Annotated in this window: 14 protein-coding genes; 10 read left to right on the top strand and 4 right to left on the bottom strand. The window is 50.1% G+C overall.

The genetic code is table 11. The annotated features are described in order from the left end of the window. Window positions 1-242 precede the first annotated feature (242 nt). From RB620_RS17865 to RB620_RS17850, 4 genes are all read left to right on the top strand, one after another. Window positions 243-1034 (top strand): VOC family protein, encoded by a 792-nt coding sequence (locus RB620_RS17865; RefSeq protein WP_308096558.1) that lies wholly within the window; start codon window positions 243-245, stop codon window positions 1032-1034. After that, window positions 1034-1873, top strand: a complete 840-nt coding sequence (locus RB620_RS17860) for a MerR family transcriptional regulator (protein ID WP_308096557.1) — start codon at window positions 1034-1036, stop codon at window positions 1871-1873. The genes RB620_RS17865 and RB620_RS17860 overlap by 1 nt, the downstream gene beginning before the upstream one ends. Window positions 1874-2127: 254 nt before the next feature. Then, window positions 2128-3318 (top strand): potassium transporter TrkG, encoded by a 1191-nt coding sequence (locus tag RB620_RS17855; RefSeq protein ID WP_308096555.1) that lies wholly within the window; start codon window positions 2128-2130, stop codon window positions 3316-3318. A 10-nt stretch (window positions 3319-3328) separates the two neighbouring features. Next, complete coding sequence (locus RB620_RS17850; protein ID WP_308096552.1) at window positions 3329-3997, top strand: potassium channel family protein; 669 nt, start codon at window positions 3329-3331, stop codon at window positions 3995-3997. Window positions 3998-4247: 250 nt separating this feature from the next. On the opposite strand, the gene RB620_RS17845 is transcribed toward RB620_RS17850, so the two are convergent. After that, the gene (locus tag RB620_RS17845; protein WP_308096550.1) at window positions 4248-4940 is read right to left on the bottom strand and encodes a queuosine precursor transporter; all 693 of its coding nucleotides are present in this window, start codon (window positions 4938-4940) and stop codon (window positions 4248-4250) included. Between the two features lie 257 nt (window positions 4941-5197). Here RB620_RS17845 and RB620_RS17840 point away from each other — a divergent pair, with 257 nt between their 5' ends. After that, a complete protein-coding gene (locus RB620_RS17840) occupies window positions 5198-6010 on the top strand; it encodes a GyrI-like domain-containing protein (RefSeq protein ID WP_308096549.1) in 813 nt (270 codons plus the stop codon). 170 nt (window positions 6011-6180) lie between these two features. Here the strand turns inward: RB620_RS17840 and RB620_RS17835 are convergent, their stop codons facing one another. Next, complete coding sequence (locus tag RB620_RS17835) at window positions 6181-6936, bottom strand: immunoglobulin-like domain-containing protein (RefSeq protein ID WP_308096547.1); 756 nt, start codon at window positions 6934-6936, stop codon at window positions 6181-6183. Between the two features lie 194 nt (window positions 6937-7130). On the opposite strand from RB620_RS17835, the gene RB620_RS17830 reads away from it, so the two are divergent. The 3 genes from RB620_RS17830 (at window position 7131) to RB620_RS17820 (ending at window position 11717) form a co-directional block, all read left to right on the top strand. After that, a complete protein-coding gene (locus tag RB620_RS17830) occupies window positions 7131-8876 on the top strand; it encodes an ABC transporter ATP-binding protein (RefSeq protein WP_308096545.1) in 1746 nt (581 codons plus the stop codon). Then, complete coding sequence (locus RB620_RS17825; RefSeq protein ID WP_308096544.1) at window positions 8873-10654, top strand: ABC transporter ATP-binding protein; 1782 nt, start codon at window positions 8873-8875, stop codon at window positions 10652-10654. The genes RB620_RS17830 and RB620_RS17825 overlap by 4 nt, the downstream gene beginning before the upstream one ends. Window positions 10655-10763: 109 nt before the next feature. Further along, window positions 10764-11717, top strand: a complete 954-nt coding sequence (locus RB620_RS17820; RefSeq protein WP_308096542.1) for a D-2-hydroxyacid dehydrogenase — start codon at window positions 10764-10766, stop codon at window positions 11715-11717. Window positions 11718-11825: 108 nt separating this feature from the next. Here RB620_RS17820 and RB620_RS17815 read toward each other — a convergent pair whose 3' ends face one another. After that, window positions 11826-13154 (bottom strand): ABC transporter permease, encoded by a 1329-nt coding sequence (locus tag RB620_RS17815; RefSeq protein ID WP_308096540.1) that lies wholly within the window; start codon window positions 13152-13154, stop codon window positions 11826-11828. 337 nt (window positions 13155-13491) lie between these two features. Continuing rightward, entirely contained in the window at window positions 13492-14082 is a 591-nt protein-coding gene (locus RB620_RS17810; RefSeq protein ID WP_308096538.1) for an ATP-binding cassette domain-containing protein, read from the bottom strand. A 235-nt stretch (window positions 14083-14317) separates the two neighbouring features. Between RB620_RS17810 and RB620_RS17805 the strand changes: the two genes are divergently transcribed. Then, window positions 14318-14845: a GNAT family N-acetyltransferase gene (locus tag RB620_RS17805; protein WP_308096536.1), complete on the top strand. Its 528-nt coding sequence runs from the start codon at window positions 14318-14320 to the stop codon at window positions 14843-14845. 217 nt (window positions 14846-15062) lie between these two features. After that, on the top strand, window positions 15063-15686 hold the full coding sequence (locus RB620_RS17800; RefSeq protein WP_308096534.1) for a flavin reductase family protein: 624 nt from the start codon (window positions 15063-15065) through the stop codon (window positions 15684-15686). Window positions 15687-15773 lie beyond the last annotated feature (87 nt).

Below are 15773 nucleotides of genomic sequence, written 5' to 3'. Positions count from 1 at the left end.
CGATGTATTTTTTATAGCTCGAAGTCAATACTCAGTTCGTGAAAATACTTACAGCGATGGTCGGGCCTAGCGTGTGCTCGTATTCAATGCTCTTTACAAACAGACAACGGGACGGGATAGCTACTTCTCTGCCCTAGACATTTTTATGGAGGCAAACGCAAAAATAGCTCTTGACCTTAAAGTAACTTCAAGGTGTATGATGATCTCACCCGGGATTATTCCAAAAAGTGGGGGTTGCATAAATGGAGACACCTAATTTTAAGTTTGACGGTGGTTTTATTATGGTGCCATGGGATCAGTTCGATGAGGCAGTAGAATGGTATGGCGAGAAAATGGGCTGGCATTTGTTAGGTACGGGTGATGGTCCTGTCGGCAGGAAGGCTTTCTTCAAAATGCCTGGGTCGGGACAAGCCAACCTGAAATCGTTTGAAAGTGAATTAAGCCACTTTACGTCCGAAGATTATTTCGAAGGAAATTGCAGGTTTTGTTTTCGCACGGCCAATCTTGATCAGACATTAGAATACTTCAATAATCAAGGCGTCAAATGCACCGCGCCGTTAAAGATGCCGGACGGAACGCGGTCTGCCGATATTATCGCATTCGGGAATGTTCGCCTGACGTTAAGCGAAGACAGGAAGTTGGAAGGTAAATTCCCTGAATCGCGCGTCATTCAATACGCTGCCAAGCCATTGTGGTTAGGTGTCACCGATTTGGAAGCTTCAATTAATTGGTATTCGCGGATATGCGGTTGGGAAAGTTCGAAGAAAAATTATCAAGACCGAGGATTTGCGTTGATGCGCGAAACATGGGACTTTGTCTGGCTGGAAAAAGTGAACGTCGAGCGATCATCAAAAAAGGCCAATCCCGGAGCCAGGTTATACTTTAGGATTAAAAAGCAAGAGGATCTGTATAAGACGAATGAATGGCTCAAAGGGCAGGGAATTGAAGTATCCGAAATTATAGGGGAGCGTTGGAAAGGATTCCATTTCTATGATCCGGACGGGAATCGATTAAACGTGTGGAGTTATTATTAATGAGGGTGGTAGGAGGAGGAACCGTTGAAAACCAACATGACTATCCAAGGCTTTTCCGAGCGGACGGGTCTTCCTGCCAGCACGCTTCGTTATTACGAAAAAGAAGGGCTGCTGCAGCCGAGTTTCATCGGGCGGATAACGGGTATCGATACTATCGGGAGGATCAGATTCCGAGCGCCTTGAAGATTCATACGCTGCGCCAAGTGGGAATTGGCCTTACCGAGATCCGTCATTATCTTGCTGCGGATGCTGACGGGCAGGCAGGATGGCTGCGTAAATGGCGTCAGGACGTCGACGCGAAGCTGTTGGCGCTGAATGTAGCCAAACAGTACCTGGATGGTGTAGATTCCGTTGATGAGCATATCCGGTTGGTTAGATGGTCTCAGTCCACGAGGATGCTTTGGTTTCGACATCGTGTCAAGCGTCAGCTTCATCCGTTTGCACAGGCCATGGATGAGAGTGCGGCTTACTTAGAAAAGCGAGGGCTTTTGCATGCGAAAGAGGCTTATGTACGTCAGGAACGAATGATCGGAGATGAGATGCTCGGCAAAGTCGGTTTTCGCTTGCCTTTGAAGTCAGCCTTACCGGACGATTGGAAGCATGAAACGGAGCTTGAAGTTGAGCTTGAAGTCTTTCAGCCCACACTGTTCGTTACACTTGATTGCTTGTCTACCGATTCTTACGCTTGTTTTAGTTTAATGCTCGTTTTGCAATCGTTCGGATTCGAGCCAGCTGGACCGAATATGGAGCATTATCAGCTTAACGACAAGCTGCATTACCAATGGATGATTCCTGTGGTTCATGGTGAAGAAACGGGACCTTATACATCAGACCAATGAAATAACAATTCACCATAGGCTCGCAAATTAACGTGAAAAGAAGTAGGTATGTTAGTATAAATCTAAAGCCGGATTCACATGCTGAATACTGGTAATCCACCCTACGGAAACTAGTCGTTTAGAGGAAGTCGGTGCTTGTTTTGGCAAGATTCACTTTTCGGCGTTTGCCGTTTCGAAAGATCGCCTTGCTATACTTACTGTTGAATTTCTTCTTTTCTATTATTTATTGGCTTCCTTTTGCGAATAAGCGGCAGATGAGTTTCCTGGATGCATGGTTTTTGTCGTCCAGCGCGCTTAGCGGAACCGGCTTGACTACGATTACGTTAACGGATTACTTAAATCCTTTTTCGGAATTTTGCCTCATGCTCGAGATGCAAATCGGCGGAATCGGTATCATGGTAGTGATCGGCGGGCTCATCCTTATCATTCAGAAGGAAATGTCGCTGCCCCAGATTACGTTAATGGGATTCGGTCAAAACCAACGCAATATCAAGAACATGATCTTTTTTATCGTCTCGTTCTCGCTAGCCGTCGAACTGATCGGAATGCTGCTCGTGTTCCCGGCGGTCATTGAGCATACCGGCTCGATGCCGCAAGCACTGATGAAAAGCGCATTTCACTCCATATCCAGCTTCACCCACGCCAGCCTAGATTTATTCGGCGGCAACGTCTACCCGTTCACCGGCAATCCGTTATTTCTATTGACGACGGTCGCATTGATTACGATCGGCGGGCTAGGTTTTCCGACAATCTGGGAATTGATCGCGTTCCGCAAGCATAAAAAAAGTCTGTTCACGAAGGTTAATCTCCGCATACATGGCCTATTGCTGCTTGGCGGAACGCTTTTGCTGCTGCTCATAGAATGGAACGGGGTATTCTCTCCCTTGTCTGTCGAGGATAAGCTGAGCAACGGGTTGTTCCTGTCTGCCGGCTCCCGGAACTCCGGCTACTCCAGCGTGGATTTGGCTTTATTGAACCCAGGCAGTCTCATGCTAATTATGGTATTGATGTTTATCGGCGGATCGGCAAGCAGCTGCGCCGGAGGAATACGGATGACGACGCTAGCCGTATTGGCGGCGAAAGCGAAGAGCGCGTTCCAGGGAAAAGCCGACATCGTCATCATGAAGAAATCGCTATATGATGAAGATGTCATGAAGGCTTACTTGATGTTTTTCGTATTTGCGTCGCTCTATTTGTTCTCGACGATTCTGTTGGTAAGCATCGAACGGCATCCGCCCGAAGCGGTCGCCTTCGAAGTGATGTCGGCGATGACGAGTACCGGCTTTTCCGTCGGAATTACGCCGGGGCTGACGGCGTTCTCGCAAATCTGGCTTTCCATCCTCATGATTATCGGAAAAATCGGGCTCATCCCGATCGTCTACAGCGTCATGGACGCCAAGAAATCGGCCATCAAATATGCAAAGGAATCCATTATGGCAGGTTAGAGGTGCGTAAATGAAGAAAAAAGCGTTGATTATCGGTCTTGGAAGATTCGGAAGCACCGTTCTAAAGGAGATGTATTCCCTCGGACACGAGGTTGTAGGCTGCGACAAAGTTCCCGCGTTACTCAGGGAGGTTCAGAATTTCGCCGAATATGTCGTGGAGGGAGACGCTTGCGACGACGATGTTCTGGACGAAATGAACGTGGAACAATTCGACGTGATCGTCGTCTCCACGGCGGATGATTTCGAATCCACGATTCTGATCGTAGCGAAATTGAAAAAGAGAAATTGCAAGCATGTGATCGTAAAGTCCAACGACCGATTCCGCGGCGAAATTTTGTCGAGCATCGTTGGAGCGGACCACGTCATCTATCCGGAAGAGGAAGCCGGCATTCGTCTGGCGAAGCAGCTGTCGCTCAGCAGTTTGAAAGAATATATCGAGCTTTCGTCACTTCTCGGCGGAATAGACACGACAGTGCCCGATGATTTCGTGAATAAAAGCTTGCTCCAACTAAACATTAGGCAACGCTTCGGCGTGACAATTCTGTATATCCTGCGGAACAACAACGCCGAGCCTATTGTTTCCCCGGCGCCTACGGAAGTGTTTCAAGAGGGCGATCGGGTATTCCTTGTAGGTAAACCGGCGGATCTGCACAAATTCCAGAAATATTATGCTGATTGACCCGCAATGTGAGGTTCGAATCCGATTGGATTTCGTCTAATGAGAGTTTAGGCGATCTATCCACGCGTATAAGTTACAGCAAGAATTGCAAAGCAAAGGCCTGCGGGAACGGATAAGATAGGCTCAGAACCTGGCGATCTTCCATATAGGCCAGGGAATGGAGGTTTACTGCATGAGCAAGCAGATAACCCTATTGTACATCGCCTTAATAGAAAAAGGAGCCTTCGGGCTCCTTTTCTTGTCGGGGATGTCAGTCCTCCCGAACCTTCATGTTTCTTGCCCAGTAGAGCACCGGCGTGGCCAGGAACGAAATGAGCAGCTTCAGCAAGTACGTCGTCAGGAAGATTTGGATCCAAATATCGAAAGCGTGCACCTTGTAAAACGCGATCGTGCAAAAGACAAGGGAATCGACGAACTGGCTCACAAGCGAGCTGCCGTTGATCCGAATCCAGAACTGATTGCGCACCGGGAATTTTTGCTTCAAATAGCTGAATACCCGGACGTCCAGAAACTGGCTGACGAAGTAGGCGCATAGGCTGCCTGCCGCGACCTGCGGCAGAAACCCGAAGATGGCCGTCAGCGGCTCATGGGCAAAGTCGTCGGCTTGCGGAACGAAGGCAAGCGTCATTTGCATCAGAATGGTGGAAGCAATGAGCGTGAAGAAGCCGAACCATACGGCTTGCCTCGCGGGTTGCCGGCCGTACCTTTCGTTGAGCAGATCCGTCGTCATGTAGATGGACGTGTAAATCGTATTGCCAAGCGTCATCACGATGCCGAGCGTGCCGATGGACATCTCGATCGTTTTGGTCACCTGAATATTGGCGATCACCGTGGCGAAGCCGATCCAGGCGTACAGCCCTTTCTTGCCGAACATGCGATAGCACAGCAGAAATAGGCCAAAGTGGACGAGCATGAACAGCACGCCCCAGAAGAAATTGAACACAAAAAAAGCCCCCTTAGTTTTGGTAACGCGGGATGGTTACGAACCGCGACTGCGTATGCAGACAGCCACTATCCTAACAACAGCTTTTCCCCCGGCTGAAAAGCTAAATCTATACGGAGGGAAAAACTTCCTCGGATCGATGCCGATGGCTTGCCGCCTTTCGGAACCTATGCTACGATGCGTGAAGGTGTTGACATTGCCCCAGGGTCAATGTTTTAGGATGAACGTACAGACCACTGACGAGAGGAGACATGCACTTGCTGACGGTTGGCCATCTTGCGAGATTGTTCGGAGTGACGTCCAAGACGCTACGCTATTACGATTCCATTGGATTGTTCATGCCGAGCAGAATCGGAGAGACGAATCATTACCGGTTGTACGCGACCGATCAATTGCCCGAGCTGCGGCGAATCGTGTTCCTGCGTTCCATGGGACTGGGCATCGAAGCGTTGTTGGCATTGAAGCGCGACGGGACGTTGGACGACGACGGCAAAATTAAAAGGCTCCTGGAGAAACGCGCGAACGATCTGCAAGAGGAGATCGCGGCCCGCCGGCAACAAGTGGATGCCATTCAACGAATGGTCGAGTACATGAGGTTCACTGGAGGCATTCCGATGGAAGCGAAGATTGTGGAACTAGAGGCGTTTACGGTTGTCGGCATGACATGGAACAGCAAAACCGACGAAGGCGATGTTCCCGCGCTATGGGGGCGTTTCATCCCTCGCGAGCGGGAAATCGACGGCAAATCGCAGCCATCCGTTTCCTATGGCATTTGCGTGCCGGGCGACAATGAAGAGGAGTTCACGTACGTGGCGGGATATGAAACCGATGGAGAAACGATTCCGCAAGGGATGGAGCGGATCGTCGTGCCGGCTCAGCGTTATGCCGTGTTTACCCACGCCGGAAGCGTTGACCGGCTTAGCGAAACGTATGAATTGATTTATGGCAAGTGGCTGCAGCAGCAAGGACTCCAGCTTGCCAAAGGCATCGACTATGAGCGGTACGACGAGCGGTTTCGCGGACCGCATGACGATCGTTCGGAAGTCGACATTTATATTCCGATTGTCTAGACTTCTTGACCGCCTTGCCCATCATTTGTAGTAAGATGGGGATATGGAGGCGATGAAGCGAATGACGAAGTTGGTTTCCTACAGCAATATTGAATGGAGCTGCGAAATACATCGCCAGGCCGATTGGGCCGGGGCGATGTTTTTTTTGCGCGGAGCCAACGCTGGTACCGTCATTTTGGAATCTTACCGGCATTATAACCTTTTTCTATTGAACCTCGAAAGTAGCCGATAGTTCCGTTCCGTATTGGGCGAGGTCCGCCTATGTGTTTGACGATCCGGTAGGTTCCGGGCGCAAGATCCTCGGGGAGCGTAATGTTCTGAGTGTACTCGCCGACCGGAATAGGCAAATAACCTTCAAGCGTCATAGCTGTTGGACGTTCGTTCATCTGCTTCCAGCCGTCGCTGCTTTGCTTCTCCAGGTCATACAGCTTCCCGTGATGAGCAAGGTTCGTCGGTCCATGGTTGATAGTCTTCAGCTGCAGCTCATCGCCGGGAGAATAGACGGGCTTATCCGCTGAAAGCTCCGCATGAATGACTTTGCCTGGTATGTAATAGACCTGCGCGATGGCGTCCGATACGGATTCATCCGACTCGACCAGCTCCGTAAGCAGGATATACAACGCATCCGTTGTCTCGGGCATGACCGTCTCTATGCGAAAAGGAAACTTGCGAACGATATCCTTGCTGCTTCTGGGATCGGCCGACAACGTGCGTACATTGGGCGCAAGATCGCCATTGGGGTTAAGCTCCGCGTCAACCTCGGTCAGCGTGGTTCGAATCTTTTTGTTCGTCGGGAACTGCTGGAAGTAGAGTCCCTGATCTTCCTTCGGCGCGGAATGGAAGGCATAGGTGAATTCGGGAGCGTGATTATCGAACTGACTGGGGAACAGCGCCCGCAGCGTCTCGCCTGATGGGTTATTCTGCAATCAGCATGCAAATTGAACTTGGAGAACAGTTGCAAAAAACCTGGAGTCAGCGACAACAGGACAGTCGGGACGATAGGCTTTTTATATTCCGGAACCCAAGATGACCGCCTTCAATTATAAATGTTTATTATCTGGCGGCACGGCTGAATATCGAATAGACTATTCATTATTGCAAATGAGAAGGAGGAGACGCCATGGCTGACCAACAGAAAATATCTACGATTTGGTTGTTGCGTTATTTGAAGCCGGTTAAGGGGCGGATCTTCCTGCTGCTAATCCTGCTGCTTGGATCGACGAGTCTGCAATTGATTAATCCGCAAGTCATTAAGCGCTTTATTGATGCGGCTGCGGGGAGCGGGGGGATGGCCGCATTGCTGGAGCTTGCGGCTTTGTTTCTTGTACTCGCTGTCGTCAATCAATCGTTGGGGGTTGCGGTCACTTACTTGGGGAGCGATGTGTCCTGGCGCACGACAAATCGGCTTCGCGGCGATTTGCTGAAGCATTGCCTGCGGCTTGATATGCGATTCCATAACCAGAAGACGCCGGGCGAAATGATCGAGCGCATTGACGGAGACGTGTCCAGCATTTCTAATTTTTTTGCCATGTTTATTGTGCAAGTCATTGGCAGCTTCGTGCTGCTCGCCGGCATTCTCGGATTTATGTATACGGTCAATGTGCCGATCGCTGTTGTAATGACGGCGTTTACGCTTCTATCCGTTCTGGCGATGATGACCATCCGCAATGTTGGCGTCCAGTCTTCCAATAAGGATCGTGAAGCAAGCGCTTCTCTGTTCGGCTTGATTGAAGAGCGGATTGCCGGAATCGAAGATGTACAGGCGAACGGGCATGTCCCTTACGTCATGAATCGTTTCTACCATTCCATGCGCGCCGTCTTTCTTAAAGGGAGAAGAGCCTGGATGCTTCGGGTCGTGCCATTTAATGTTACGGTTTCCTTGTTTACGCTGGCGGTGACGGCTGTTATGCTGCTGGGCGTTCGTTCCTATATGCTTGACGAAATCAGCTTGGGCATGCTGTATTTGATCTATCAATATACGCAAATGCTGAATGATCCGATTGAAAGGCTTGGCGATCAGGTGCAGGAATTCCAAAAGGCAAAGTCGGGCATGCTTCGATCCCGGGAATTGCTGTCGCATCGCTCGGAAATCATTGACGGCGAAGAGGAGCGGCTGCCAGAGGGTGCGCTCAGTCTGGAGTTTGAACAAGTATGCTTCAGCTACAACAAAGATAAACCGGTTCTGCAAAATATATCCTTCTCGCTGCAGCCGGGGAAGCGCCTCGGCATTATCGGGCGAACAGGCAGCGGGAAATCCAGTCTTAGTCGATTGCTTCTTCGCCTATATAATCTGGACAGCGGCGTTATCCGCATTGGTGGGGTTGATATAACGAAGCTCGCATTGCCGGCGCTATATCGCCGGGTCGGCATGGTGACGCAGGATGTTCAATTGTTCGACGGTACCCTACGTGACAATTTGAACTTGTTCAACGAGAACGTGTCCGATGCGTCAATTATGGAGACAATTGAACAGCTTGGTCTGCGTCCCTGGATTTTGGCTCAGCCGGAAGGGCTGGACACGTATTTGTCGTCGGGCGGCTCATCGCTGTCAGCGGGAGAAGCGCAGCTATTCGCGCTTGCCAGGGTGTTTCTTTCCAAGCCGAGCTTGATCGTTCTGGATGAGCCTTCCTCGAGGCTTGATGCCGCGACGGAAGCGATGCTTCAAACCGGGGTGGATCAATTGCTGCGGCACAGCACGGGCGTCATCATTGCCCATCGGCTGGCTACCTTGGAGCAGGTGGATAAAATTATGGTGGTTGGCGACGGCCGGCTATTGGAATTCGGATCGCGGGAAGAACTGGCGGCGAATCCGGAATCGCATTATGCCAGACTGCTTCAAAGCGGACGAGAGGAGGAGCTTGCATGACAATCGCCGGGTTTATCGGCCGACTCTTTCGATTCAGACTGGCCTTGTTTCTTGTGAATGGCGTTTTATGGTGCGCATTTCACTCGCTGCCTTTGCTAATCGGAATCGGAATGCAACGTTTTTTTGACCGAGTGGCTGTCGAGGACTCAGGGTTTATGTGGCTTGCCGCGCCGCTTCTGTTTATCGCGGTTGTCAGGCTTGCAAGAGTCGGCATTTTTTTTGCCGCATTTTATAAGTGGATTACTTATATTTATCATATTCAAGCGATCTTGCGCACGAACATGCTGGCTGGCATTATGCGCTGGCCCGGAAGGAATCTGCCGGCATCGCCGGGCGAGGCGATGAGCCGATTTCGGGATGACGTTAATGAAGCCGTTGAATATGTGGAATCCTGGGTCGACTTTTGGGGGATGTTCGTGTTCGCCGTCATGTCAGTCGGCATTATGGCTTCGATTAACTGGCAGATCACGGTTGTTGCGTTGCTGCCGTTTGCGCTGGTAACGCTAATCAACAATTTATCAGGGAGCCGCGCCCGCCGCTACGGAAAGCAGAATCGCGAGGCGACGGGGAGAGTGACGAGCTTCATCGCAGAGACCTTCGGAGCTGTACAGACTTTGAAGCTTGGGCAGGCTGAAGAGCATGTCTCCAGACGTTTCGAGCATTTGAACGAAAGCCGCCGTCAAGCGGCGCTCAAGGATGATTTGTTCAAGCAATGGATGAAATCGCTCAGCCAGCATGTGCTGAGCATTAGCACCGGGCTTGTTTTGCTCATGTGCGCGGCGGAGATGAAGGCCGGTCAATTTACAGTAGGCGACTTTGCGTTGTTTACAAGCTACTTGATGAATATCGGCTACAGCATCTCTTTATTCGGTTATATGGTGTTCCAGCATAAGCGGCTAAAGGTTTCGTTCGACCGGATGCGGACGCTGTTCAGAACCGGCGAAGAGGACCGCATTATGGAGTATCGGGAAACTTATCTACATAAGGACCCGCCTCCGCAGCCTGAAACCTCGCAGGGTGATAGAATAAAGCTGCGTGAATTGGAGGCAAGCGGCTTGACTTATCGATATCCGAATTCGGACAACGGGATCGAAAATATCCACCTCAGACTGAAGCGAGGCCAATTCCTCGTCATTACCGGTCGTATTGGCTCAGGCAAATCGACGCTGGTAAGGACGCTGCTCGGGCTGCTGCCCAAGCAGCAGGGAACGATTCACTGGAACGGCCGAGAGGTTGATCCGGCGAGCTTTCTGATGCCGCCCTATGCCGCGTATACGCCGCAGGTTCCGCGCTTGTTCAGTGATACGCTGAGGGAAAATATAGCGGTAGGCAAAAAAGACAGCGAGTTCGCTTTTGAACGCGCGATTCGTTTATCCGTTATGGATAAAGACATCCGCGATCTGGATAAAGGTCTGGAGACATTCGTCGGCCCAAGAGGCGTCATGCTGTCCGGCGGCCAGATTCAGCGGGCTGCGACAGCTCGCATGTTGATGACAGGCGCTGATTTGTATATATTTGACGACTTGTCCAGCGCGCTCGATGTGGAGACGGAGCAGCAGGTATGGAACGGATTGTTCAAGGAAGGCGACATGACTTGCATCGCTGTATCCCATCGGCGGGCCGCACTGTCGAAAGCCGATCATATCATCGTCTTGAAGGACGGACGGATCGAGGCTGAGGGCAGCCTGTCCGAGCTGCTGGCAACGAGCGAAGAAATGCGGCTTCTATGGCAAGGGGAGGAAACGCCCGAGCATAAGCTGGTCGAGAATAAGAGTTAATTGAGGGGAACCGGTTGAAAAGTTAAATCCGATGAGGTGAAGGATGAATCGAAATAGCGGCATGTTCTCTAGCCATTATAGTAAGATGGGAAGGGAGGCGATTAATCGAATGGCTAAGATAGTTTCCTTGATTAAGTTGACTGATCGGGATCAGGAACAAATACGGAACGTAGTTCCGGATTGGGAGTTGATAAGCAAAGACGATAGCGAGGCGTACGTGTCACAATTAAAGGAGGCGGCGGTGGTGGTCGGTTGGAGCCAAGCCGCCGAAGAGGCGTGCCTTGTTCCGGAAGCCAAGCTGAAGTGGGTTCAGGCTTGGGGAGCGGGAGTGGAGAAGATGCCATTGGAAGCATTCGCCACGAAAGGCGTGACGTTGACCAATGCAAGCGGTGTTCATGCCTATCCGATCTCTGAGACGATCCTCGGAATGATGCTGATGTTTGCGCGGAAGCTGCATCTTTCGGTACGCTATCAAGCGGAGAAAAGCTGGCGGAGCACGGACGCTCTGCACGAAATTCACGGAAAAACAGCTGGGATTATTGGGGTTGGCGCCATTGGCGAGGAAACGGCCAAGTTGGCCAAGGCGTTCGGGATGCGGGTGCTGGGCGTTCGCAGATCAGGCGAACCGTCCGTCCACGTGGATCGAATGGTGGGCATTCAGGAGCTGGACGAGGTATTGGAGCAAAGCGATTATGTGATCAATACGCTGCCGTTGACGAACTCGACTTATCGGTTGATTGGAAGAGAGCAGCTCCGACGGATGCGTTCGACGGCCATCTATATCAATATCGGCAGAGGTGCAACGACAGATGAGCAAGCTTTGGCTGAAGCGCTGAGCAACGGAACGATTGCGGGGGCCGGGCTGGACGTGTTCGAGGAAGAACCGCTTTCGGAGGCTAGTCCGCTTTGGGAGATGGAGAACGTGATCATTACGCCGCACAATTCCGGCTCCACCGTCCATTACCATGAGCGGGCGATGCAAATCTTTTTGCGTAATTTGCGGGAGGCAGCGGAAGGCAAGAAGCCATCTCTTAATGTCGTGGATTTGAAGCAGCAATATTGAACGGGTTATCCCATATCCATCGCTTGGACGCGCTGTCACCGGTCAGCTCCTCTTCCGAGGAGGCTGCGCCGGCCTTTGGTCGTGTCCCCGCCAATGATGAGCGCTTCCTCACTTCACTCTGAAAGTGCGAGGTCCCCATCTCTTAACAAGGATCAACGCCGTCATGTAGTAAACGGCCGTTAAGGAGACTATGGCTACCGCGAGCGCCGTGGTATCGACTTCTAGAATGAGGGCCAATACGAAAGCCAAAGAAACAACAATGTTTATCATAAAGAAAAAAGGATTTTTCATATTGAGCTCGGTCGAATAAGGCTGCAGGATGTAATACATGAACAGATGGTGGATGGAGAAAAACACGGACAGGGCAAACACACAGACCAACGCCAGAAGTAATTCTCCTGAAGAAACTCCCCCGGCAGCCAGAGCAAATCCGGTCAATGCGGCTCCAACCCCGGCGGCAAGAGTTAGGTTGTGCCCGCAGATGCGGTATAACCGTTGACGGAAATGCCGGTGGGCGGCGTTTCGGTAGAAGCTGTAACGCATAAGGCTGAGATCACAGTTATAGAATATAGCCTTACACGCTCTTTCTCCAATGGACAGGAAGTTCATGATCCAAATCAAATAAGGGATTCCCATACTCCAGTTTTCGGCCAAGGAGGAGGCCCTTTCCGGTTCGATGACAGAGAACGCCACGCCGATTACGCCTATGGCGCCAATAATCGCCAATCTGTTCCACAGGGGTCGTACGATGAGACTGCGATGCCTGGCGAAAAACAACGCATTCAGATACGCATAACCTTCCCGGCTCTTGAATTGGTTCGTCTGCCCGACCATAGAAGTATAGTCCATGTCTTTTGATTTCACTTGCGTTTTATTGGCTTTCGTGAACATACGCCCAAGATCGAGCAGCGGATCATCCCGCTTCGTCGCAGCTTCCACTGCCGTTCGATAGTCGGAATATCGTTTTAACTGCACCGCAGCAATTGCGCCCAGCACCGCAATGAGCATCGTAACGGGCCACAGGAGCAGCAGCTCGCCGCTGGAGGGAATCCAATTCAGAACAATCGGCGCATAAGCGGCACCGTAACCAAGTCCGATCGCAAGCCAAACGACTGCGTTAATTTTGATGAGTACGATGCCTCTTTGCTGAAACAGCTTCAGATGAAGATATTCGCATACTACCCGCCAAAGCGTGACCGATACTGCCAGTGCCATCCCCTGAAGAACAGGGACATTCAGTAGGGAGGTGAAAAGCAGCATAGCCGGAATATAGTAGATAAAGTAAGAGACATAACGATAACCCAACGACGCTTGCATATAGGCGGCAGGCTTCATCCGCATGAGCTTGACGGCAATGTACTTCTCTCGTTTCGTCTCCAAAACCGTGATGCTGGCGACACCCGCCACCACAAAGCTAAGCAGCAAAAAAATATGCATAAACAGCGAAAGCTGATCTTCCTCAGCCCTAGATAAGCCAGCTTGGTTACAAAACCCCAAACGATTTGCAGAAGGAACGCAATGACGGAAATTGCTTTTTTTCCATCCAGATTGGCGTATAGCGTATCTTGAATGGTTCTGCCGACTAACGGCAGTCTCTGAGCGTAAAAAATGAATCGATTGACGGCTGAGGAAGTCCGAATGGAGAGCAATGTGTTAAATGTTCTCAGCATGGCCTTCATCCTTTAGCAAAGAAATAATGTTTTGTTCAAACTCCGGACTATGCAGCAAATCGGTCGGTACGGCGGACAATTGACCGTTGTTCAGCACGACAAGCTCATCGCACAAATCGGTGGCCAATTGCAAAATATGGGTGGAGAAAATGAGTATGTGATCGCGCTTCATTTCGCGCAGCATATTTTTCATCTCGAGCGCCACGATCAGATCGAAGGGTCAGCGGTTCGTCAAGCAAAATGACCGGCGGTTTCGAAATGAGAAAAAGCAGCATCTGAATTTTGTTTTTCATGCCATGGGAGTAGTTCTTAATAAGCCGGTGGCGGTCTTCTTGCGACATGCTTATCTTGTCGAAGTAATCATCAATATTGGAATGAGGGTGCTTGTCCCGGTTAATATCGAGGAAAAACTTAATAAATTCATAACCGGTCAGAAATTCGGGCAAAATCGGCAACGAATACACATAACCAATATCCTCCTCGACCAGTTCCCTCGCGACTCCCGCTTCTTTCAACCGAGCGTGTCCGTCATCGATTCTGGTTTCACCGCTTAAACAATTAAACAATGTCGTTTTCCCGGCGCCGTTGCGACCCAGAAGTCCGTATATTTTACCTTTTTGAAATTGGAACTCTGCGCCTTGGAGCACTTTTTTGTCCCCAAAGCTTTTGGTAACCCCTTGCAAGATCAATTCCATGTCTTTGATCTTCCTTTCTTTCTATCGGAACAAATAAGCCTCGGTCAGCTTGTCATTATTCAATTTTAGCATCCATCCTGTTATGAAACCATACTTGCCGAATGAAATGAGCAATACTCACGCTCAATGACAGCTATGTATCGAGTCTAACTTTATGCCCTTGAATAGAACGTATGTTCCTGATATCATTTGTTATATAATTGGATACGGCACAACCAACCGTAGGAGTGATAGAATGTCAGAGCATATGAAAGCACAGCATGTTCGGATTGAACCGTGGGCCGACAAAGACCTTACTTTGCTTAGATCTATCAATGCTCCGGAGATGACGGAGTACCTTGGAGGATCGGAGACAGAGGAGAAGATTCTCGCTAGACACAAACGTTATCTGGATATAACCGGACGAGGAGCAGGTAGAATTTTTAGTATTGTCCTGCTTCCAAGCCTCGAACCTGTGGGCAGTGTAGGATATTGGGACAAATCCTGGCAGGAAGAAACCGTGTACGAGATCGGCTGGGGCGTCCTCCCGCAATTTCAAGGTAGGGGGATTGCTACCCTAGCTGTTGCGGAAGCTATTACTTCTGCCAGAAACGAACAAAAGCATAAGGCTATTCATGCCTTTCCATCGATAAATAACCTCGCGTCGAACGCTATTTGCCGAAAACTTAACTTTTCTCATATCCGAGAATGCGAATTTGAATATCCTCCTGGAAGCTTAATGCAATGCAATGACTGGAGATTGGATATTTCTACGATTCGATAAGATTGCCAGAGCCGAAAGGCCGCGTCGGACGCGGGTTTGGGGGCTGCGACAGGTTGCTGGGAGGCAGGCTGTTGCAGCCCTTTTTGGGCATTTCTATTAACAGCTTGCAAACAACCTTTTGCAATCTTGCGGACTTATTCCATATCCCTATATCACTTAAAAGGCGTGTGATACATTAATTGCAAATGAATCTATCTACGAGGGAAGTGAAGCTGATATGCATACGGTAATCGAACCCAAAATTCTTTACTTTGGCACCTCTGTCGTGCTTATAAGTACAATCAATGAAGACGGCACGCCCAATTTGGCTCCTATGTCGTCTGCCTGGTGGCTCAATCAATCATGTATGCTCGGGCTCAGTAGTAAGTCGCAGACCGTTCAGAATTTGATCCGTGAACACGAGTGCGTGCTTAATCTCCCATCTATTGACTTGATTCCCGCGGTTGATCGGCTGACTCTGTTAACAGGCCGCAATCCGGTGCCGGAATCCAAAGCATTGAGGGGCTATAAGTATGAAGCAGATAAGTTCGGTATCGCAGGGCTGACCCAACTTCCGTCACAACTTGTTCGAGCACCGCGTGTCAAAGAATGCCCCGTCCATCTGGAAGCCAAGTTTGTGAAGCTACATCCATTCGAAGAACCAAGTTCCCTTGTCGCCATTGAAGTGCACATCGAAAAAGTTCATATAAAAGACGATCTTCTAATGGATGTAAACTCCAACTATGTCGATCCTTCGAAATGGAATCCGATGATTATGAATTTCTGCGAATATTTCGGCCTCGGCGAGCAGCTGTCAGCATCAAAATTAGCGCCGGTATTCGGACCGGATTCTGTAAAATAGACTTGTGCTACCTTGCTTCACTTGGCCTTATTCACTCGATGAATACATCGCCATGCGGCTTGTATGCCCTGGCGATGTTTTTTTGTT

Origin of the sequence: Paenibacillus sp. LHD-117 (assembly GCF_030929555.1) — a bacterium.
Classification (GTDB): domain Bacteria; phylum Bacillota; class Bacilli; order Paenibacillales; family Paenibacillaceae; genus Pristimantibacillus.
This window is presented reverse-complemented; position numbering and strand designations above follow the sequence as displayed.

Excerpts from the sequence above, each read along its gene's own strand:
- RB620_RS17810 (WP_308096538.1), bottom strand. The coding sequence starts at position 14,082 with ATGGAATTGATCTTGCAAGGGGTTACCAAAAGCTTTGGGGACAAAAAA.
- RB620_RS17860 (WP_308096557.1), top strand. The coding sequence starts at position 1,034 with ATGAGGGTGGTAGGAGGAGGAACCGTTGAAAACCAACATGACTATCCA.
- RB620_RS17855 (WP_308096555.1), top strand. The coding sequence starts at position 2,128 with ATGAGTTTCCTGGATGCATGGTTTTTGTCGTCCAGCGCGCTTAGCGGA.
- RB620_RS17815 (WP_308096540.1), bottom strand. The coding sequence starts at position 13,154 with ATGCATATTTTTTTGCTGCTTAGCTTTGTGGTGGCGGGTGTCGCCAGC.
- RB620_RS17830 (WP_308096545.1), top strand. The coding sequence starts at position 7,131 with ATGGCTGACCAACAGAAAATATCTACGATTTGGTTGTTGCGTTATTTG.
- RB620_RS17800 (WP_308096534.1), top strand. The coding sequence starts at position 15,063 with ATGCATACGGTAATCGAACCCAAAATTCTTTACTTTGGCACCTCTGTC.
- RB620_RS17825 (WP_308096544.1), top strand. The coding sequence starts at position 8,873 with ATGACAATCGCCGGGTTTATCGGCCGACTCTTTCGATTCAGACTGGCC.
- RB620_RS17820 (WP_308096542.1), top strand. The coding sequence starts at position 10,764 with ATGGCTAAGATAGTTTCCTTGATTAAGTTGACTGATCGGGATCAGGAA.
- RB620_RS17805 (WP_308096536.1), top strand. The coding sequence starts at position 14,318 with ATGTCAGAGCATATGAAAGCACAGCATGTTCGGATTGAACCGTGGGCC.
- RB620_RS17865 (WP_308096558.1), top strand. The coding sequence starts at position 243 with ATGGAGACACCTAATTTTAAGTTTGACGGTGGTTTTATTATGGTGCCA.
- RB620_RS17850 (WP_308096552.1), top strand. The coding sequence starts at position 3,329 with ATGAAGAAAAAAGCGTTGATTATCGGTCTTGGAAGATTCGGAAGCACC.